General features: G+C 31.7%; 21 protein-coding genes. 11 read left to right on the forward strand and 10 right to left on the reverse strand.

The window, feature by feature from the left end; genetic code table 11:
* The first annotated feature begins 32 nt into the window (after nt 1-32).
* A complete protein-coding gene (locus IEU88_RS06155; protein ID WP_115359591.1) occupies nt 33-1,178 on the forward strand; it encodes a globin domain-containing protein in 1,146 nt (381 codons plus the stop codon).
* A gap of 242 nt (nt 1,179-1,420) precedes the next feature.
* On the opposite strand, the gene IEU88_RS06160 is transcribed toward IEU88_RS06155, so the two are convergent.
* The 4 genes from IEU88_RS06160 to IEU88_RS06175 form a co-directional block, all read right to left on the reverse strand.
* Nucleotides 1,421-2,842: a M81 family metallopeptidase gene (locus tag IEU88_RS06160; RefSeq protein WP_103373667.1), complete on the reverse strand. Its 1,422-nt coding sequence runs from the start codon at nt 2,840-2,842 to the stop codon at nt 1,421-1,423.
* A gap of 1 nt (nt 2,843) precedes the next feature.
* Nucleotides 2,844-4,199 carry an MFS transporter gene (locus IEU88_RS06165; protein ID WP_160148690.1) on the reverse strand — a complete coding sequence of 452 codons (1,356 nt, stop codon included), beginning with the start codon at nt 4,197-4,199 and terminating at the stop codon, nt 2,844-2,846.
* Between the two features lie 24 nt (nt 4,200-4,223).
* A complete protein-coding gene (locus IEU88_RS06170) occupies nt 4,224-4,958 on the reverse strand; it encodes a glucosamine-6-phosphate deaminase (protein ID WP_103373665.1) in 735 nt (244 codons plus the stop codon).
* Nucleotides 4,959-5,119: 161 nt separating this feature from the next.
* A complete protein-coding gene (locus tag IEU88_RS06175; RefSeq protein WP_103373664.1) occupies nt 5,120-6,247 on the reverse strand; it encodes an ROK family transcriptional regulator in 1,128 nt (375 codons plus the stop codon).
* A gap of 312 nt (nt 6,248-6,559) precedes the next feature.
* Between IEU88_RS06175 and IEU88_RS06180 the strand changes: the two genes are divergently transcribed.
* From IEU88_RS06180 to IEU88_RS06205, 6 genes are read left to right on the forward strand one after another with little or no spacing between them, the layout of a single operon-like run.
* The gene (locus tag IEU88_RS06180) at nt 6,560-7,660 is read left to right on the forward strand and encodes an amidohydrolase/deacetylase family metallohydrolase (RefSeq protein ID WP_103372498.1); all 1,101 of its coding nucleotides are present in this window, start codon (nt 6,560-6,562) and stop codon (nt 7,658-7,660) included.
* Nucleotides 7,638-8,744, forward strand: a complete 1,107-nt coding sequence (locus IEU88_RS06185; RefSeq protein WP_103372497.1) for a DgaE family pyridoxal phosphate-dependent ammonia lyase — start codon at nt 7,638-7,640, stop codon at nt 8,742-8,744. Before IEU88_RS06180 ends, IEU88_RS06185 begins: the two co-directional genes overlap by 23 nt.
* A complete protein-coding gene (gene dagF, locus IEU88_RS06190; RefSeq protein ID WP_096811134.1) occupies nt 8,744-9,493 on the forward strand; it encodes a 2-dehydro-3-deoxy-phosphogluconate aldolase in 750 nt (249 codons plus the stop codon). The genes IEU88_RS06185 and dagF overlap by 1 nt, the downstream gene beginning before the upstream one ends.
* Nucleotides 9,486-10,502: a sugar kinase gene (locus IEU88_RS06195; protein WP_103372499.1), complete on the forward strand. Its 1,017-nt coding sequence runs from the start codon at nt 9,486-9,488 to the stop codon at nt 10,500-10,502. Before dagF ends, IEU88_RS06195 begins: the two co-directional genes overlap by 8 nt.
* 7 nt (nt 10,503-10,509) lie before the next feature.
* On the forward strand, nt 10,510-11,235 hold the full coding sequence (locus IEU88_RS06200) for a GntR family transcriptional regulator (protein WP_103372496.1): 726 nt from the start codon (nt 10,510-10,512) through the stop codon (nt 11,233-11,235).
* Between the two features lie 52 nt (nt 11,236-11,287).
* On the forward strand, nt 11,288-12,622 hold the full coding sequence (locus IEU88_RS06205) for a GntT/GntP/DsdX family permease (protein ID WP_096811132.1): 1,335 nt from the start codon (nt 11,288-11,290) through the stop codon (nt 12,620-12,622).
* Between the two features lie 342 nt (nt 12,623-12,964).
* Here IEU88_RS06205 and IEU88_RS06210 read toward each other — a convergent pair whose 3' ends face one another.
* The 6 genes from IEU88_RS06210 to IEU88_RS06235 all read right to left on the reverse strand — a co-directional run bounded on the left by IEU88_RS06210 (nt 12,965) and on the right by IEU88_RS06235 (nt 18,010).
* Nucleotides 12,965-14,020: a DUF418 domain-containing protein gene (locus IEU88_RS06210; protein WP_160148689.1), complete on the reverse strand. Its 1,056-nt coding sequence runs from the start codon at nt 14,018-14,020 to the stop codon at nt 12,965-12,967.
* A gap of 201 nt (nt 14,021-14,221) precedes the next feature.
* Entirely contained in the window at nt 14,222-14,692 is a 471-nt protein-coding gene (locus IEU88_RS06215; RefSeq protein WP_103372494.1) for a hypothetical protein, read from the reverse strand.
* Between the two features lie 43 nt (nt 14,693-14,735).
* Nucleotides 14,736-15,485, reverse strand: a complete 750-nt coding sequence (locus tag IEU88_RS06220; RefSeq protein ID WP_096811129.1) for a glucose 1-dehydrogenase — start codon at nt 15,483-15,485, stop codon at nt 14,736-14,738.
* A gap of 25 nt (nt 15,486-15,510) precedes the next feature.
* The gene (locus IEU88_RS06225) at nt 15,511-16,266 is read right to left on the reverse strand and encodes an SDR family NAD(P)-dependent oxidoreductase (protein ID WP_103372493.1); all 756 of its coding nucleotides are present in this window, start codon (nt 16,264-16,266) and stop codon (nt 15,511-15,513) included.
* Entirely contained in the window at nt 16,259-17,539 is a 1,281-nt protein-coding gene (locus IEU88_RS06230) for an MFS transporter (protein WP_103372492.1), read from the reverse strand. The genes IEU88_RS06225 and IEU88_RS06230 overlap by 8 nt, the downstream gene beginning before the upstream one ends.
* Before the next feature lie 27 nt (nt 17,540-17,566).
* Nucleotides 17,567-18,010 (reverse strand): MarR family winged helix-turn-helix transcriptional regulator, encoded by a 444-nt coding sequence (locus tag IEU88_RS06235; RefSeq protein WP_096811127.1) that lies wholly within the window; start codon nt 18,008-18,010, stop codon nt 17,567-17,569.
* 79 nt (nt 18,011-18,089) lie between these two features.
* Here IEU88_RS06235 and IEU88_RS13660 point away from each other — a divergent pair, with 79 nt between their 5' ends.
* The 4 genes from IEU88_RS13660 to IEU88_RS06250 all read left to right on the forward strand — a co-directional run bounded on the left by IEU88_RS13660 (nt 18,090) and on the right by IEU88_RS06250 (nt 20,120).
* A complete protein-coding gene (locus tag IEU88_RS13660) occupies nt 18,090-18,365 on the forward strand; it encodes a hypothetical protein (RefSeq protein WP_229719025.1) in 276 nt (91 codons plus the stop codon).
* Entirely contained in the window at nt 18,347-18,535 is a 189-nt protein-coding gene (locus IEU88_RS13665; protein ID WP_229719035.1) for a GNAT family N-acetyltransferase, read from the forward strand. Before IEU88_RS13660 ends, IEU88_RS13665 begins: the two co-directional genes overlap by 19 nt.
* Before the next feature lie 5 nt (nt 18,536-18,540).
* On the forward strand, nt 18,541-19,275 hold the full coding sequence (locus IEU88_RS06245) for an SDR family NAD(P)-dependent oxidoreductase (RefSeq protein ID WP_103372491.1): 735 nt from the start codon (nt 18,541-18,543) through the stop codon (nt 19,273-19,275).
* A gap of 398 nt (nt 19,276-19,673) precedes the next feature.
* Nucleotides 19,674-20,120: a helix-turn-helix domain-containing protein gene (locus IEU88_RS06250; protein WP_103372490.1), complete on the forward strand. Its 447-nt coding sequence runs from the start codon at nt 19,674-19,676 to the stop codon at nt 20,118-20,120.
* Nucleotides 20,121-20,746: the final 626 nt, after the last annotated feature.

The following is a 20,746-nucleotide window of genomic DNA, read 5'->3' on the forward strand; positions in this document are numbered from 1 at the left end:
ATGGGGATGACGAAATAATTAGGAGGGGTTTTATGTTAACTCAAGAAGAGGTACAAATAATTAGAGACACTGTACCATTATTAAAAGATAAAGGGCAGACGATTACATCAACTTTCTATAAAAGATTATTCGAACAACACCCTGAATTAAAAAATGTATTCAATCAAACGAACCAAAAAAGAGGGCTACAATCTTCTGCTTTAGCAATGGCAGTGTTAGCAGCAGCTGAAAACATTGAAGATTTATCACCTATCGTTCCTGCAATCATGCCAGTTGTATACAAACATTGCGCATTGCAAGTAAAAGCAGAACACTATCCAATTGTAGGAGAAAATTTAATATGGGCCATCCAACAAGAAACTGGTTTAAATGAAGATGATCCAATTATTCAAACTTGGATTAAAGCGTACGGAGCAATTGCAGATGCGTTTATCAATTTAGAAAAAGATGTATACAGTAAAATGGCTTGGGATGGTTTTAAACCATTCACTGTAACAAATATTACTGAAGAAACTGACATGATTAAATCTTTCACAGTAACATCAGATGAAATTGACTTAAGTCAGTTTATACCAGGTCAATATATTACAGTTGATATATCTAGTGAAAAATTACCGTACAGAGCTAAAAGACATTACTCTATTGTTGATGGAGATAAAGATTTCTTAACATTCGGTGTACGTAGAGACGTTACAGAAGAGCATGAAGGCGAAGTATCCACAGTGTTACATGATGAAGTTAACGTAGGGGATACATTGCTGCTATCTGCGCCTGTAGGTGGATTTGGTTTAGCAAATAAAGCTAATAAACAATTATTCTTAGGCTCTGGCGTTGGTGTTACACCACTCGTTTCAATGTATCAAGAAGCGGTTGATGCTGATTTAACTGCAACATTCCTTCAATCAACATCTAATGCTCAGAATGTAGCTTTTGAAGAAAAATTAGAAGACATTACGGCTAAATCTTCAATAGCACAATTTGATAAACACTTCCGCGACCAAGACGGCTTTATAGATGCAGAACAATTAAAACAATATCTTGATGGCGAAACGGAAGTTTACGTATGTGGTGGTAACTCGTTCCTAAAAGCAATGATTACGGAATTACAAAAATTAGAAGTGCCAATGGATAACATTCATTTCGAAACATTTATTCCAAGACTAAGCTTCTCAGTATAATTTACAAACACCCGAGCATTTGCAAAATATTGATTTTGCGCCGTTTTAGCATAGGTTAACGTTGTTTTAAAAATGAATATTTAAATCAAATTATCGTTTTGTATGTTTGTGGCAAGTATCTAGAAATATATCGATAAAATATTGAAAAGCGGGTGAGTTTTAAAAACCTCCCGCTTTATAATATGTCTTAGAGAATTATGTTCTAGATTTGTCTTTTTTATTACTATATTGTCTTTAGTTAGTTATATATTATCTACGGGGTATATAGGTCTTAAGATGTTTTGATAATCTATATTCTCTATCATTTGATATGTCTGACCAGTTGTTAGTGCTAAAATTGATTTCTTGCTTAGCTCACTAAGTTCATTAAATAAATATCCCTGTTTTACAATAATTACGTCATACTCGTTGATATTTATGTTTGCTTTTTTAAAGTGATTTAAAGTTATAAAGGATTCTCCACTGTTACTTATTATTAAATCTATATTCTTACCAGATACCGTAATAGTTTCTCCTACTTTATCATTTGTAGCATTTAAGTACCCCATTAAATCTCCTTTAGCTTTAATTTTTCCCTTAAATCCAATTTTTTCGTGTGAAGATGGGCCTATTAATAAATTCACATCTTCACCTGGTTTTAAACTTGCTAAACTATTAAAGGCTTCTTTATCATAAATTGCAGATACTAAAATTTTTTGGCCTTTTAAATTTTCATTCATTACATATTTTAATAAATCTATACGATTACCTTCAGCACCAGCAGTGCTGTTATCACCTGAATCGGATATAAAAACAGGTTTTTCATCTAAACTTATTGCTTTTTGAATTGCCTCTTGAGGATTTAATACTTCCGCGTTAAAATCAAAGTCTTTTCTTTTATTAAAAATATAATCCTCTAATTCTTTTGCTTTTTGGAAAGCTATAGATTCGGATTTTTTATTTTTAGGAGAGACGACTACTGAAGATCTTGTATTGACAGTATCATTCCAAGCATGACATATAAAAAAATTAGCACTTGCTATATCTTTAGAATCTTCTAGACTATATAGTTTTTCTAAAATCGTTTTTAAAGGTTCATCACTAGCTAAAGCTTTTTCTCCTGGTATAATTATTGGTAACTCGATAATAATAGGTTTAACTGCTTCGTTATCATTAATAGCTTCTACTAATAGCTTTGCACTTTTTTCTTCTACGTCCATTTGGTCAATGTGTGGGACTGTTCTATAAGAATAAATTATATTAGCATATTTTGATAATTCCTTTGGTATATTAGCATGTATATCTAAAGTTAATGAAATAGGTATTTCATTGCCAATTATCTCACGTATCTCTTTTAATAATTGTAAATCCCCAGAGGCTATATTTTCAACGACCATTGAACCGTGTAAGTGAAACCACAGACCGTCTATATCCTGATGTTGTGTAAGAGTATATAAGATTTTATCAGCAAAATATCGAAAGGTATCATAAGTTACTATTCCAGAAGACAATGCTGTGGCATAGATACTTGGTATTATATTTACATTGTTTTTTTCGAAAATTTTTGTGCTAGCTAACCGCTGATTTATTTCTTTACCTTCGTATAATACAAAATCTTCAATTTGAGTTTTATTAGGGTTGAATGTATTAGTTTCATGGTAAAAACAACCTGTTAATATTTTCATTTTATTGGCCCCTTTGTTTGATAATTTTGGTTATAGTTTCATGATATTTATCTAATTTATAGAAATATAAAATGATGATTTGGAAAATAGTCAAAGCTATTGGTAAACCTAACATTAAAAAACGTATTAAATTTTTGGCATTTTCAGTAACATTATTGGGCGTATAGCCAACCCAACTTAAAGCATAACCGATTAAACTTGAGCCAATAGCAACACCAAATTTTGTTGAAAAACTATAACTGGAAACAAGCAAACCTTCAGGTCTATTTCCAAATTTCCATTCTTGGTAATCTAACGTGTCCCCTAACATAGTTAAAGTTGCTGGATCGCTATACCCAATTAATAGATTGGCTATAAAAAATATAATGAGAAAGATAGTAATTGAATGAGATTCAATTACAAAAAGACTTAATAGTAAAATAGTAGCTATTGTAAGCATGAGTATACTAGAATTTCTACTGCTATATCTTTTTAAAACTAATAGCGCTATAAAACCGCCAAATAAGTTAGCTATATTAAGTACAGTCAAATATACTGGCGTCAAATTGGGAGTAAGTAACACATAATTGACATAATAAATTAATATACCGTTCATAATTCCCATTCTCACGAACCACATAAAAGAATTTGCAGAAACTAAAAGCCAATATTTATTCTTGAACATTTGTATAAATGACTTTTTGAGACTAGTATCTCTTTCTTCTTTTATTTCGAATACTCTTTCATGACAGTATTTAAAAGTTAACCCAAAAAGTATAATACCTATTATAGAATATATAGTCATAACAATTGGGAAACCAACCTTTTCATTTCCTTGGCCTACTAAGTGCACTAAAGGTAAAGTGGCTGAAGCAACAATTATTGTTCCCACTGAACGCCCAATTGCTCTGTAACTGTTTAATTCTCCCTTTTCATTGGAATCTCTTGTCATTAACGGCATCAAAGCTCCATAAGGAATATTTATAGCAGTATAAATAACGCCTAATAATCCATATGTGATATATGCATAAAGTAACTTATAATTATACGATATTTCAGGAGTTATAAACGTAAGAATACTTAATATTCCAAAAGGTAGTGCTAAATATAATAAATAAGGTCTTGTTTTCCCATGTTTAGATTTAGTTTTATCCACTAAAATACCCATTGCTGGGTCATTTAAAGCATCAAATATCCTCATAATTAAAAACATCGTAGCAACAGAAGCTGCAGTCAACCCGAAAACATCAGTATAAAAATAAAGAGCAAAACTATTAACCATCCCCCACACAAAATTAGAAGCTGTATCACCATAACCGTAACTTATTTTTTCTTTATGGCTTAACATTTTACTATTCGAATTTTTAGTATCTAACATGGCACTCATCCCTTTAAGTTGTTATTAACTTTTCAAATACTTTGAAGCTTCTTCGTCTATAATAAAAGTTACATTAGGATGATTCCTTAAAATAGTTGCTGGGCATGACTCAGATATTGTCCCTTCTATTGTTTTTTGGACTGCTTTAGCTTTTCTTTCTCCAGAAGCAACCAATAAGATCTCTTTTGCCTCCATGATGTCAGATAAACCTAAAGTTAACATTTGAGTTGGAGCTTCTGAACGATTTAAACCTTGATAATTCATAGTACTCTGTATAGTGGATTCATCACTATTAGCTAAAAACAAACTGCTTTTAAATGATGTGCCTGGTTCATTAGCACCTAAGTGCCCATTGACGCCTAAACCCAATATTTGTAAATCTCTAGGGTGGGATTGTAAAACTTTTTTATATCTCTCAATTTCTCCTTCAATATCTTCTGTGCTGCCATTTAATAAACCTACATATTTAGGTGATTGGTTTATTAAATTGTAAAAATTCTCATACATATACCTATAAACTGTGAATTTGTCATTTCTATTAGCCACATACTCATCTAAATTTGTAATAACAGTATTATTTATAAATAATTTTTTGTTATTAATATCATCAACTAATAGTTTAAACATCCCGTCATAACTCGCCCCAGTAGTAGTGTTAATAACTACTTCATGTGTGCCTTTTTTATCTATCGTGTTGTGAAAAATATTTGCTGCCACCTTCGATAATTCAGTGTAATCTTTTACTTTTATAATATTCATATTTTGCCTCCTTTTTAAACAAAGTTTACTAATTAAAGTTAAAATTCAGCATTTTTAGATTTAAATGTATTGATAAAACTAAAAATACCCTTAATTATTAAACTAAATTTAATAATTAAGGGTATTTTATCATTTTAGAAAACGTTTTCAAATATTTCTACTTATTTTTTGAAAAATTCATCAATAACTAATGAACTAGCACCTAATGCTGCCGAGATTCTTCCTTTTTCTACATTTTCTAATTTAAAGGTGTTTCTTAAAGGCTCCCATACGTAATCTTCAATAGATTTATGTAAAAAATTACTAAATATGTCATAATCATAAAATAATGGACCGCATAGTAAAATGTTATTAGGGTTGTATATACACAGAATATTAGCAATTGCAATCTTGAGATATTGACACATTTTATTTATAAATACACTAGCGCGTTTGTTACCGTTGTAATAATCTTCCAATAATATATGGATATTATCACCGTATTGCTTTTTTATAGCCTCTAAACTTAAATAAGTTTGAAGGCAACCTAAACGTCCACATTCACATAACGGGCCGTTAGGATCAATTATCATATGCCCTATTTCACCGAAAGAGTTATTTGCCCCACGTGCGACCTCACCATTAACCATAATTGAAGCTCCAACACCACTTCCAATGTATAAGCAAACGGTATTTTTTTTATGTTTTGCTTTACCATATAATTTTTCAGCAATTAATATGGACCTAACGTGATTTTCTACGTATACTTCCCAATTGAGCTTATTTTCCAATAAAGTTTTTAGTTCAATATTATGCCATTGTAATTGAGATGAATTTATCACTATACCTTTTGAAACGTCTACTGACCCTGGTACGCTAACGCCAACAGCAATAATTTTCTCTTTAACTTTTTCATTAGCATTATTTATCAATGCAATTATTTCTTGAGACAACCAATCTAAATAACAATTTAGATTAGTTTGTGGGTTGAATTTATTAGTTAATTTTTGTGAATCAATTATTTTTCCATCAAATGAAATAATGGCTAATTGGGTGTACTCTTTTTCAATTTCTACTCCGAAAGAATACAATCCGTCAGGGTTAACGCTTAATAACTTAGGTTTTCTTCCTATACTTTTATTACTATTATTTTTTTCAATTATCCAATCATCTTTTAACAAAGCATTAGTGATTTTTCCAATGCTCGTATTACTTAAGCCGGTTAAATCTGCTAAATAAGTTCTAGTTATGGCATCGTGTTTTTTTATTAAACTTAAAACTAAAAAATAAGTTGTATCTTTATCTTCCATAATTATCACACCATTTCTTCAGGTTCTTCACTATATATTGCCATTTTAGATAACTCTTATCAATTGCTATAATTTAATTTTACTACGGTTTCTAACTATTCCCAAAATTATATATAAGTAACAGATATAAAAACTTTTTTGGTAGATTGAGATAGACATAATGTATATTAATTATTTAAAAGCACTTTGTTGAGTTCACATTAAATAAATATCTATCCATCAAAATTTTAAGTGTTTCTAATTTTGTAAACATTATAATGATTGCGCTTTCAAACATTATAATGTTATAATCTTTTCGCGAGGTGAGATAGTGTGAAAAGTACAGGAATAATAAAAAATATCTCCACAATAAATGAAGAGCGTATCGATATTTTTCTTGAAGAGGGTGTAATTAAAAGTATTGGAGAGCATCATACATTAGAGGGGCCTATCCTTTTTGATGGTTCAAGTTCTTATTTATCGACGGGTTGGATTGATTTACATGTACACGCATTTTCGGATTTCAGTCCATATGGAGATGAGATTGATGAGATCGGAGTGAAACAAGGCGTTACCACAATTGTCGACGCTGGAAGCTGTGGTGCAGATAGAATCGATGAATTATATAATCGTGCATTAAATAGTGAAACAAATGTATTTTCATTTTTAAACATATCAAAAATAGGGCTCGAGAGAATTGATGAGCTATCTAATTTAACTTGGATAGACCAGCAACAATGTATTACAGCGGCGCATCAATATAAAGATATGGTCATTGGTTTGAAATCACGAATAAGCAGTAGCGTTGTGAAAGGTAACGGCACGATACCCTTGGAAAAAGCTGTGGAAATCAGTGAACAGTTGAAATTACCTATTATGACCCACATTGGTTCTGCCCCGCCAAAAATCCAAGAGGTAATACCTTTATTGCGAAAGGGAGATGTAATCACACATTTCTTAAATGGTAAAGATAATAATCTGTTTGATAATAATGGCGAACCGTTGAAAGTATTAACAGAAGCGGTCAACCGAGGGGTTAATTTAGATGTTGGTCATGGTAATGCCAGTTTTTCATTTGAGGTAGCAAAGCAAGCACGAAATGCTAATATACATTTTGATACGATAAGTACGGATATTTATAAAAAAAATAGAGTAGAAGGACCAGTATTTAGTTTAGCTAATGTATTATCAAAATTTTTATATCTAGGATATACACTAAAAGAAATTATTTACGCAGTAACGCAAAAACCTGCGGCAATTATTAACAAACCTAAATTGGCAGAACTTAGAGAGGGTAGTATAGCGAATCTGACTATATTTGACGTGGTTGAAGAAGAGCAAATGTTTACTGATTCGTCTAAACAAACGGTTAAAAGCAACCAAATAATTAAAGAAAGAGGCGTAGTAGCAAATGGAAAATTCATTAAATTATAAATATGGTTTGAAACGTGTTGTTAATGCAAGTGGGAGAATGAGCATTCTTGGCGTTTCATCACCAACAGATTCAGTAATGGACGCGATGAAATTTGGCGGACAAAATTACGTAGAGATGGCAGATTTGGTTGATAAATCTGGCGCATATATTGCGAATAAGATTAATGCAGAAGATGCTGTGGTTGTAAACTCTGCGTCAAGCGGCATAGCATTATCAATTGCTGGTGTCATCACAGGGGGCAACGAACGTAAAAGTCAAAGATTGCATAACGATAAAATTGATAAAAATGAAGTGATTTTATTTAAAGGGCATAATGTTCAATATGGTGCCCCTATAGAGACAATGATTTATTTAGGCGGGGGTTCAGTAGTTGAAGTAGGGTACGCAAATGAAGGGAAAAATAAACATATAAAAGAAGCAATTAATGAAAATACAGCAGCTATTCTTTATGTAAAATCGCATCATGCAGTTCAAAAAAACATGGCATCTGTAGAAGAGGTATATGAAGTGGCACAAAGACATCATATTCCGCTTATTGTAGATGCAGCTGCAGAAGAAGATTTGAAAAAATATACACAATGCTCAGACATAGCTATTTTCAGTGGCTCAAAAGCAATACAAGGTCCTACAACTGGTATCGTTGCAGGTAAAAATTCACTCATTGAAGCTACGAAAGTGCAATTACACTTTATAGGAAGAAGTATGAAAGTGGGTAAAGAATCAACTTTTGGGTTATTACAAGCTTTAGATGAATATTTTGAGAAAGTGGACAATTCTAAAAATGAAAAACAGGAACTACAAAAATTAGAAGCGCTTAATGACTATCAAGGCATTAAGCTAGAAGTCGTTCAAGATGAAGCAGGCAGAGAGATATATAGAACACGCGTATATGTGGATCCATCAATTTTAAATTTGAATGCAGAATCATTTGCTAAGAAACTAAAATCTGCTGACATAGCTATTTACACACGAGATTATGGTGTTAAACAAGGGTTCTTTGATATAGATCCTAGACCGTTAAAACGCGGTGAAATGGAGATAATATATAAAACGATTATACAGATAGTGGAAGGTGAAATTTAATGAAAATATTAGACAGATTTTATAAAGATAGCGTAGCGCTCAATGTATTAGCCAAAGGAGAACGAAATATTAAAGATGTATATCAAGCAGCAAATAAAAATGTAGTTATTGGCGTATTATCAAAAGATTATGACACTGTCAAAGACGCGGTAACTAGTATGAGTGATTTTGGTTCACACGTTGATGATGCAATATCGATTGGATTAGGTGCTGGTGATAATAGACAAGCAAAAGTTGTATCAGATATTGCAAAAGATTACCAAGGTTCACACATTAATCAAGTATTTACAAGTGTAGGACAAACAACAGCTAACACGCACGACACATCTTGGGTTAACGCTTTAGTATCACCTACAGGTAGAGTAGGTTATGTCAATGTTTCCACAGGTCCAATAAGTAGCGAAGATTCTGAAAAAGCAGTTATACCAATAAAAGCTGCTATTAATTTAATTAAAGACATGGGCGGAGATGCTATTAAATTCTTCCCAATGAGCGGTTTAGATACAGTCGAAGAATATAAAGCCGTAGCTCAGGCATGTGGAGATATGAATTTTGGATTAGAGCCTACAGGCGGTATTACCAAGGAAAATTTCGAAGAAATTCTAAAAATTGCTTTAGATTATCATGTGCCAAAAATTATACCGCATGTCTATTCTTCTATTATTGATAAAGAGACGGGTTTAACTCGTATTGAAGATGTAGAATGGTTAACTTATAAAATGAAACAATTAGTTGATCAATATGAATAAACATATTGCAGCATATGGAGAAATAATGATGCGTTTGGAAGTGCCTGATAATCTCTTGTTAAGACAAGCAGAAGATTTGAAATATTCGTTTACTGGTACGGGAGTCAATGTTGCTGGGTTGTTAGCACAATTTGGATATACTTCTAGTTTAATTAGCGCTGTACCAGATAATTCAATTGGTTCATCTGCTATTGGTGCAATACGTAGGTTAGGGATTCAAAGTAATTTAGTAATCAAAAACGATAATAATTTAGGTATGTACTTTTTAGAAAAAGGGTTTGGTAATCGTCCAAGTAATGTGACGTACACCAATAGGCAACAAAGTAGTTTTAATATTACCGGTATTTCAAAATTTGACTTGTTACAATCACTCGAAGACATTGATGTTTTGCATATATGTGGCATCACGTTAGCTATGAATCAGTTAACACGAGATAATGTTTTACAACTAGTGAAATTAGCAAAGGAACAAAATATTAAAGTAGTTTTTGATTGTAATTTTAGACCTTCGTTATGGGGAGAAAATGGTAACCAACGTGCTAAACCATATTATGAAACTATTTTATCAGAAGCAGACATCGTTATAATGAGTGAAAAAGATGCTATTCAAACTTTAGGATTATCAACGAATAAAGAGACAAAAGAAGGACAATTAGAAGCACTCCTCCCTCTAGTGGCCAAAAAATATGGAATTAATAAAATCGGGGGGACGATTCGAACTGTACAAGGGAGCAACCATAACGTCATTAAAGGATATTTATATGATAAGGGGGCTATGTATTATTCTAAAGCGTTTGATGTGGATATCTTAGACAGAATTGGTACTGGAGATGCCTATACTTGTGGGATCATTCACGGAGAACTTTCAAATATGGATCCGCAAGACACGGTGACATTTTCAACTGCTTCTTGTGTGTTAGCGCATACAATTTCTGGAGATACACCATTGTTTGATACTGATGATATAATAAAAGTTATAAATAATGAAAAAAATGATATTGAGAGGTAATTGATTTATGACGAAATTATCATCAGAAAAAGGGCCATTATATTTACAAATAAAACAAATTATTGAAGACAGAATTATCCATGGGATATATACAGTTGGAAATTATATACCGACAGAAATAGAGTTCGAAAAAGAGTTTAATGTGAGTAAAGTGACTGTAAGATCTGCAATTAAAGAATTGGTAAACTTAGGCTACTTGGAAAAGAAAAGCGGTAAAGGAACCACAGTAATTAATCATAAACAGAGGAACAACATCACAAACAATAAAAATTTCACAGAAAAACTTGTAGAACAAGGCAATAAAATACAGAAAATTATTAAAGATATTACGGTAGTTGTACACGAAGAAAATAGTCAATTATTTCAAATGTTTGGTGTGAAATCCTACAAGATAACAAGAGTCTATCTATTAAATGATCAGCCATATATACTATTCAATCATTATTTACCATATCCATTGAATCATTTAACTAATTATGATGAATTAAAGCAGAACAATGATTTATCGATATATAAAATTTTAGAAGAAGAGAAGATGGAAATCCAAAATATTGAAGATAATTTCTCTGTTGGGTTTGATGAAGAAGCTTCAATACAATTAAACCTTAATGTGTCAGAACCTTTGCTCATTAGAGAGAGAGAAACTTACGCAGTATCAGGTGAAGTTATCGAGTGTAGTATTGGTTACTATAATAGTAAGTTGAAAAAATATACAATCAGTTTAAAAGATTGATGTGAAACTTTTGTAACTTGTTGGTAGCGCTAACATTAATGGGGGAACAGGGATGGATTCTAACATTTATTTATTAATCATTACGCTACTTTCAATTGTTATTGTCATACTAGGGGTTGCTTGGTGGAAATGGCATGCATTTATCAGTTTAACCGTTGCTGGTTTATTTTTAGCAATCATGGCAGGCTTATCACCTGAAAAAATTGTAACAGCTTATGAAACAGGTGTGGGAGATGTATTAGGACATTTAGTCGGCATTTTAGCTTTAGGAACCATATTAGGTAAATTGATGTCTGATTCAGGTGCAGGCATGCAAATTTCAGATTATCTAGTGAAGTCATTAGGTTATAAAAAATTACCATGGGCAATGATGTTATCAGGTTTTATCATTGGTATACCAGTGTTTTTTGAAGTGGGTATTGTTATTTTATTACCACTTGTTATTTCAATTCATAAAACTACAAAAGCAAACATATTACTTATAGCAATCCCATTATTAGCGGGCTTATCAATTGTTCATGGTATTGTGCCGCCTCATCCTGGGGCAATGACTGCAATCGGTATTTACGATGCAAATTTAGGAAAGGTATTACTTTATTCACTCATTATTGCTTTACCTACTGCGATTATTGCAGGGCCGATTTTTGGTAAGTTTATTAGTAAACGTTTAATACCAGAAAATTCGCCAGACATTATTAAAGTAGATAATAAAACGAATGCATTACCAAGTGTAGCGATATCATTTTTAGTTATTGTGTTACCTGTATTGCTAATGTTGTTATCTATAATTACTCCATATTTAGGAGATATACCGAGTTTATTGAAAAATACTTTGTTATTTATAGGTAGCCCAGTTATAGCTTTATTAATTTCATGCTTTGTCGCTTTTTATTTGTTAGGTTTTAAACAAGGTATGTCAAAAAATGTAATTAAAGATTTAGTAGAAGAATGTATTTTACCATTAGGATCTATTATTTTAATTATTGGAGCTGGCGGAGGGTTTAAAGAAATACTTATTGAAACAGGCGTTGGTGACACGATTGCACAAATGACTGAAAACCTTTCGCTCTCGCCATTATTATTAGCATTTTTAGTTGCAGGTTTGATACGTGTTGCTACAGGGTCTGCAACAGTTGCATTAACTACAGCTGCGGGTATTGTATCCCCAATCATACAGCATATGTCAGGGATAAATTTAGAATTATTAGTTATAGCTACAGGGGCAGGGTCATTAATGCTGTCTCATGTTAACGATGCTGGATTTTGGATGGTTAAAGAGTATTTAGGTCTGAATGTTAAAGAAACATTCAAAACTTGGACAGTAATGGAAACATTGCTAGCGTTTATTGCTTTTAGCTTTGCTTTTATCATTAATTCGTTAATATAAGCGAGTTAAATATAAAGATATTATATAAAAGAATTCTATTGAAGATGTTGAACTTTTAAAATAGCAAGTTAATAAAACACTATTTACTAGGCTACTAATTTCCTGAATTTTATAGGAGATAAGTAGCCCAGTTTTTGTTGGACGCTAACTTTATTATAATTTGCGACAATATCTATTAATGTATTATTGATTTTTACTGGATATGCCGTTTTTTATAAAAAATATTTTTCTTAAATTCATTTTAATAAGAATTTGACGAAAATATTTTTACTATACTTCTACGAACTGAATCCGTTAGCTTAATAAGTAGCCCTTTTTAATGTACTTTATTATAAAAGAAATTTATGTTTTTGATATCTTTATAGGTTGGATTTTTAAATAGGTTCCACAACGCCACAACCACTCTAATGGACCAAATAAAAAATAATGCATCCATATCAATGAGAAAGTAATCTGAAATAAAGTGACTGCTACATATAATAAAAGCATGCCATAAGTATGGACGGTATAATTTGAAAGAATCGGTGTTAAAATAACAACACCTATGATTGTTTGGCCTAAGTAATTCGTGAATGCCATTTTCCCATACGGAATCAATATAGAAAGGCATTTTTGTACTGGTTTAATTTGGTATAGTAATAAAATTGAAAATATATAAAATAAACCGATAATAGGGCCACTGTTTTGATTAAAGCTATGCAGTAATTCGTTATTTTGAATGAATAATGCAAGTGCCCATATAAGGAGGGTAAGTGTTAAAAACAGTAACCAATATTTTTTTAATTTAGGCAATAAACTTTTATTCGTAAAAATACCGATATAGTAAAGTGCTTGCCCTAATAACATATGTCCTAATGTTGAGAGCATGACCATTAATAAAACAAATGAATTAAGCAAATTAGGAATGTGGATACCTTTGATTTCTATAAATTTAATTAATATGGGTAAAAAATTTCCAAATGTAACCAATAAAACGCCACAACTCAGTTTTATTTTATTTGGCACGTTTTGAAAAAGTAGTAAAAGCACCCCCATGACTGCATATAGTTTAAGAATATCGCCATCCCATAATAAGGAACTTAATGCGCCAACAATAAATAAAAGAACCATTCGACGTATATGTACCCAAAGGGTTAACCCTTTTGTTTGTAAATTATTTATAAAAATAGAAGTACTGACACCAAACAAAAAAGCAAATATAAAATGAAATTTATTTAAACTGAACATTTCTATATAATTAATAACTTTACTATCAAATATGTTAATCTCTATACTTTTTGTATTAGAGGGTTCAAAAAAGTGAATATTAATTAATAGAATACCTATAATAGCTATACCACGTATAACGTCAATGAGGTTAATTCTTGTTAGCGAAGCTGTACCTTTTTGTACGCTCATTTTATCCCTCTTTTCCAATAATATAAAGCACATTATACAAGGGGGGATAAAAAATGAAAATCAAATTTGTCTTACGATTTTGTCACATTAATAATTAGTACGTGTTATGACGTTTTCGTTGTTATTGTAGGTTTGGAGTTTATTCTAATTAAACCCCACGTAATATTTTCATCAAATTTAGTTATACTATCCCTTAAAAAATTAATACATTGTCACGATCAAAATATTTTTATGTGACTTGTGTTTTTCAATTACTTTATAATATTTATCAATTGATTTTGAATAGTATTTATAAACACCATCAGAATATTGTTCAACTTTCTTAGCATCTGTTTGCATAAATGCTTTTGGGGATAAAATATTATTTGATTTATTAATAATTTTTTTAATGGTTCTATCTTCCTCTAATATATACTTTGTTTGAGTTTTTTTGTCATCATAGGTATCTTGATTCTGCCTACTGTTTAAAGTAAAGTTTCCATAAACCACATTGTTTTGTATCTTAGATGATTCTGTTTTATCAGGTAGGTTTTCTATTTTAGTATCTGAGTCACCGACTTTTTCTTCTTGCTTTTCTGAATGCTGATTATGTTCTTTTTGCTCATTTTCTTGGTTGCCACATGAAGCTAATAACAACAAAATCAATAAAATAGGTAGATAAGTCTGTCTCATACATGACGTCCTTAATTAAATAGTCATATTATAATAAAACGATTTATTCTGCAGTTTCTCCGCCATCGACGGGGAGGTTAATCCCTGTAATAAAAGAAGATTGTTCAGAACATAACCACACTGCGGCATTTGCTTGTTCATTCGGTACGCCCATACGGCCCATTGGAATAGCAGATTCAAAAGCTTTCGCTTGTTCTTCTGCTTCTTGACTCCAATTTTCTACAGCTGCTGTTTTTGTCATACCAGGACAAATTGAGTTAATGCGTATGTTTTGTTTGCCAAATTCTAATGCCGCACTTTTAGTTAACCCATTAACGCCGTGTTTAGCAGAAATATAAGGCGTTAAACCAGGTGTTCCAACTAAACCACCTGTAGATGCCGTATTAACAATTGCGCCTCCACCAGATTCAAGCATAGCTGGTATCTCATATTTCAAACATAAAAATGTACCAGTTAAAGTAACATCTATTACACGCTGCCAACGGTCTGTGTCAATCTCTGTTAATGAAGCCGTTGGAGCGCCGATGCCTGCGTTATTATGCGCCCAATCCAATCGACCAAATTGTTTAACAGTTTGGTCAATTAAATTTTTAACGTCCTTTTCTTCGGCTACATTACACTTAATAAATTGTGCTTCTCCACCTTCGTCTTGAATGAGTCTTACAGTTTCATATCCTGACTCTTCAGAAATATCTGATACGACAACTTTCGCGCCTGCTTTTGCAAAGGCGATAGCACTTGCTCTACCAATGCCATTACCTGCTGCGGTTACAATACCAACTTTATTTTTCATTATTTATCACGCTTTCTTTATATGATTAATATAATTTAATACTACCACCGTCTACCATTACGGTTTGTCCAGTAATATATTGAGCATCTTTACTTCCTAGAAATACAGCGACCGGTCCAATGTCTTTTTCAACGTCTCCAAATTTTTGTAGAGGAATGCCTTGGATAACTTGATTATAATATTCTGGGTTATCTTTTCTCCATTGATCAACACCTTCAGAATAAGCAATAGGTGAAATCACATTAGCATTGATACCAAACGCTCCGAATTCATTTGCAATCACCCGAGTTATACCACGAATAGCTTCTTTCGCAACAACATAGGCACCTTGATTTTTATCTCCCTTAACAGCTGCGCCAGAACCAAAGTTTATAATGTTTCCTTGAGTTTCTTTTAAATAAGGAATTACCATTTGGCATAAATAAAACGTCGCATAAAACCCCGTATTAAATGACAAATTCAAATCATCTTCCGTAATATTTAAAAAACTATTCATACGAGATGCATGAGCGTTATTAACTAATATGTCAATTTGTCCATAAGTCTGTATAGTACGGTCCACACAAGCTTGTAATGATGCTTTATTACTTAAATCTGTTTTGATAAAGAAAGTATCATAACCTTGGTTGTTTAATTCTTGGCTCAATGCCTGTCCTTTTTCTTCAGCAATGTCAGCAATAACAACTTTCGCATTTTCTTTAACGTAGGCTCTTACAATCCCTGAACCAATGCCTCCTGCGCCACCTGTTACGATAGCAATTTTATTATCTAGTCTAGCCATTTAAATCACCTTTCTTTTTAGAATTCCAATATCCTTCTTTAACAAGTTTTTCTTTATTTTTAAAAGCCAAAATAATCGCAATGATATTAACCACAAATAGTAAAATAATGATAATAAGGCCCGTGGTATAGCTTCCTGAAATATCATATATAAAACCATAAGCTGGTAAAGCGACAATAGATGCAAGGGCTAAGCCAATTGATGAGGTGGAATAAATTTGACTATAGTCTTTACTTCCAAATAATGACGAAGCCATAGCTGGTGCTATTGTTCCAATCGATGAAGTAAACATTCCAAATAAGAATAAAGCAACAGCTACTACCACAATAAAATCAGGCATAGCAATCAATAAAATAGTGGCGATTAGCCCTAGTATCATAGCCAATAAACCCACTTTTTTTGCGCCAATCTTGTCTGTGAGATAACCAAATACGAGTGAACCGACAAAAACACCCACCATCAGTGCAGACATCATTGCGCCAGCAATGCTAACTTTTTGTCCATGATTAACAAGATAAGTAGGGACGTGCATTGTAAAGCTTGATATAGCGGTAATAATGAAGAAAAATAGGGCTAATAAGAAAAAAGCTGGCGTTTTTTTGGCCGTAGTATACGCAATACCTTCGATGTTTTGTATTTGTTTATGGGGGTCTATATCAGTGCTTGTATCTCCATAAGCTTTTGTATTTTTATCCTTAGGAGAATTACGAATTAATAATAAAATGATAGGTGTAACAATAATAAGCACACCTAATCCTGTAATAAAGTATGCATTTCTCCAATCAAACTGACTAATTAAAGCGCCTATAATAGGTTGCGCAAATACACCCAGTAACCCTCCAATTGCTGATAAAATACCAAGGGCCAGCCCTTTCCCTTTACTAAACCATCTTTCGATTAAAACAGGACCACCTATTACAGTAATGAAAACCCCGCCGATAGCGAGTGGTATAGCTAAGAGGTACCATCCCCAAATTGAATTCATTAAACCAAATAAAGCGAACGCACCTGCTTGGAAAATAATGGCAAAAAATAATACCAACCGTGCACTATATTTAGATAATAGCTTTCCTCCAAACGGAAGAAACAGCAGGGTCACAATCGAAGAAACACTTAAATAAATCGTTAAACTCCCTACGCCTACATTTAAATCTTGGGACACAGGGGATAAAAATAAACCTGCTGAATTATTTAACGCTGCTTTACCTAATCCTACAGAAACACAGAGCCCTATTAATATTAACCACGCAAAATGTAACCTTTCTTTATGCATTTAAGCCACCTCTAAAATTCAAAATATTTATCTGCTTTCTGTATTTAAATATTTTACTCGTTCAAATAATTTCTTTTGTATGCTTAATAGTTGTTCAACTTCTTCAATATTTAAAACAGAATAAACTTCATTTCTCATGTTTTGGCCTTGCTTTTGGGCTTCTTCTAAAACTTTTAAACCCTTTTTAGTTATTGTAATCAAGACTACTCTACGGTCATTTTTTTGATGTTCTCGTAAAATATAACCTTCTTTTACAAGGTTGTTCGTTAGTTTTGTGATAGCGCCAGACGTGTACCCTAGAGCAAGTGCAAGTGTAGAAGGCTTTTGCGGACCTTCTTCTTTTAATTTTGATAAAGCTAAAATTTGTGAAATATTAACGTTTAAATTAAATTTTTTCATGAAAAGCGTCATCGTTGCATCATTAAATAATTCGGCGTTGTGAATGAGTTCAAAAAAATTATTGTTTTCCATGTTATCTCCTTCCTAAAAATAAATTGTAATGTTAATATACCAGTAAAAGGTTTCCAGGTAAAATAATAAAGGAGTAATTATGACTGTTTATATAAATAATATAAATCCATCTAATGTTAACGAAGTAAAGCAATTAAAAGTAAATTCTAAACAAATGCATTTTATTGAAACTGTACACGAATGTTTAAATGAAGCCGAGAAATTTTCTCAGTGGTGTCCTGTAGCAATTTATAACGACAATGAAATTGTAGGTTTTGCGATGTATGGTTGCTTTGGTAAAAAAAAGAAACATGGATTGATCGAATTCTCATTGATGAAAAATATCAACGTCAGGGTATTGGTCGAAAAGCAATGAGGTTATTAATGTTTTTTGTATTAGATAAATATAAAGTTAATACACTTTATTTAAGTATTGTTCGAGAAAACCAAGTAGCTAGAAAGTTATATGAGGAGTTAGGGTTTTACTATACATTAGTGGATGATTTAAATGGGGAATTGATATTTAAATATAGCAAAGGAGCATAATAAAAATGAAAAGATTAGAAAATAAAGTGATAATAGTTACTGGTGCAGCACAAGGTATGGGAAAAACGCATGTTGAAAAATTATTAGCTGAAGGTGCAAGGGTGGCTATTACTGATATCAATAAAGAATTGGGAGAACAAGTTTCTAAAGCATTAGGAGAAAATACTATTTTTATACAACACGATGTTGTTAACGAGAGTGACTGGCAAAATGTAGTAAATATAGTAATGAATAAATGGGGGCATATTGATGTATTAATTAATAATGCTGGTATTACGTATAATACACCCCTAGAAGAATTAAGTTTAGAAAATTATATGAAAATAGTAAATGTTAACCAAGTATCCGTATTTCTAGGTATGAAAACAGTAGCAAGCATTATGAAAGCACAAAAAAATGGGTCCATCATTAATGTTTCATCTATGAATGGTTTAGTAGGAGGCGCTATAGGTTACACTGATACCAAGTTCGCAGTTAGGGGTATGACTAAAGCAGCTTCTAGAGAATTATCCCCTCATAACATTAGAGTAAATTCAGTACACCCTGGCGTTATCCAAACATCTATGTTAGAACAAGAAGGTGTTAAAGAACAAGTAGAACAATTCAAAACAACAATTCCTATGAGACGTGCTGCTCAAACTGAAGAAGTTTCTAATATGATTATTTTCCTTTCTTCTGAAGAATCGAGTTATTCAACTGGTTCTGAATTTGTAATTGATGGCGGTCTCACAGCATTGTAATAAAAACAATAATAATTTATTCGGAATAATAGTGAGCACTGTTTTATTATAAAAACCAAATTATTATATCGTCGTATTTCTAGGTGAAATACTTTGAAAATCAAATGTGTGATTACTATATATTTATAAATTTTGTAGTTATTTTAAATGTATCATTTTAATCTGTATAAGTATTCACCTTACGCTTTTGCAATTGTTTCGTGTTTTATAGCTTTTTTAATAACAACGCATATTAAAACAAAAGAAGCGTTGTTAAATATTACATTCAACGACGAAAGGCTGTTTTTCATTCTATATAAAATACGTACGCCACAATTCGGTTACATGCCGCAACTATAGGATACTTACCTGTTAGAAAAAATGCATTTAAAATATTTGGATAAGGGGGTGTAACCAAAATGGATTTTCATAATATATTAAAAAAGAAAAGAATAGAAGCTAATTTATCTCAAGAAGGTTTAGCAGATCGTTTAAATATAAGTAGGCAATCTATATCGAAATGGGAAAATGAAAAAGGATATCCAAACATTGAAACACTCCTGAAAATAAGTGACATATTTAATATCACAGTAGACGAACTTTTAAAGGGAGACGATTATTTGAAAGACAAAATAATTCAAGATAGCAAAAATTTAAAACACCACAAATGGAAGACTTTTTTTGATGTTTTAATAGTGATTGGTCTCATATTGATAGTCGCAAAAATAGCAATCTTTATAATCACAAAAATACCTGGTAACGAAATTGATTTTTTATCTGGTTCCATTATTTATTCATTTGGACCATTATGCTTAATGATTATTGGTGCTATAGGTACAGATATATTAAGTAAAAAGTATAAATAATACTTTACGCACGTAGACTCCCGGTATGCTTAACTGTCATAAATCTTGAATAATTGGTTTATATCGCACGATATACTAACAATTTTTCCTGATTTAGTTAAGCATTCTTTTCAATATTTTAATAAATTCATTCAACGTAAATGCCACAAGCTACGTACTTCAATTGCACGCTTCTTTTCTCGAAAATGTAAAAACACCAATTGCTCCTCCAAAATATCGTGAAGTATACAGCATATACCCAAGGCATGAAAATTCGTCAAAGAAGCCCTTTTGTCTCTCTCAATATCTTAAAAGAATACTCAATATTACCTTACTTTTAATTTTAAAAATCGTTACGTTTTTTAAATAATGGTCCTACTTTTTAGGCCTCCCCAAATCAAAATTTTTGAAAAATTTTACAAATTTCTAAAAGCGTTTAGATACGGGGAAAACTAAATATAACAAGGTTGTTATAAAATTTAATTAAAATTAGAATATAAATTGTTCGAAAGTTTGTTATGACAGTTTTTAAGACGGTTTTTAGTAAAAAAATTATAAATTTAGATATACAAATATACGCTTGACATAAAAATTTACAATGAGTAAAGTGTAAATCATAATTATTTTCGAATAATTCTAAAATTAAA

It is taken from the genome of Staphylococcus nepalensis (genome assembly GCF_014635045.1).
Taxonomy (GTDB): Bacteria; Bacillota; Bacilli; order Staphylococcales; family Staphylococcaceae; genus Staphylococcus; species Staphylococcus nepalensis.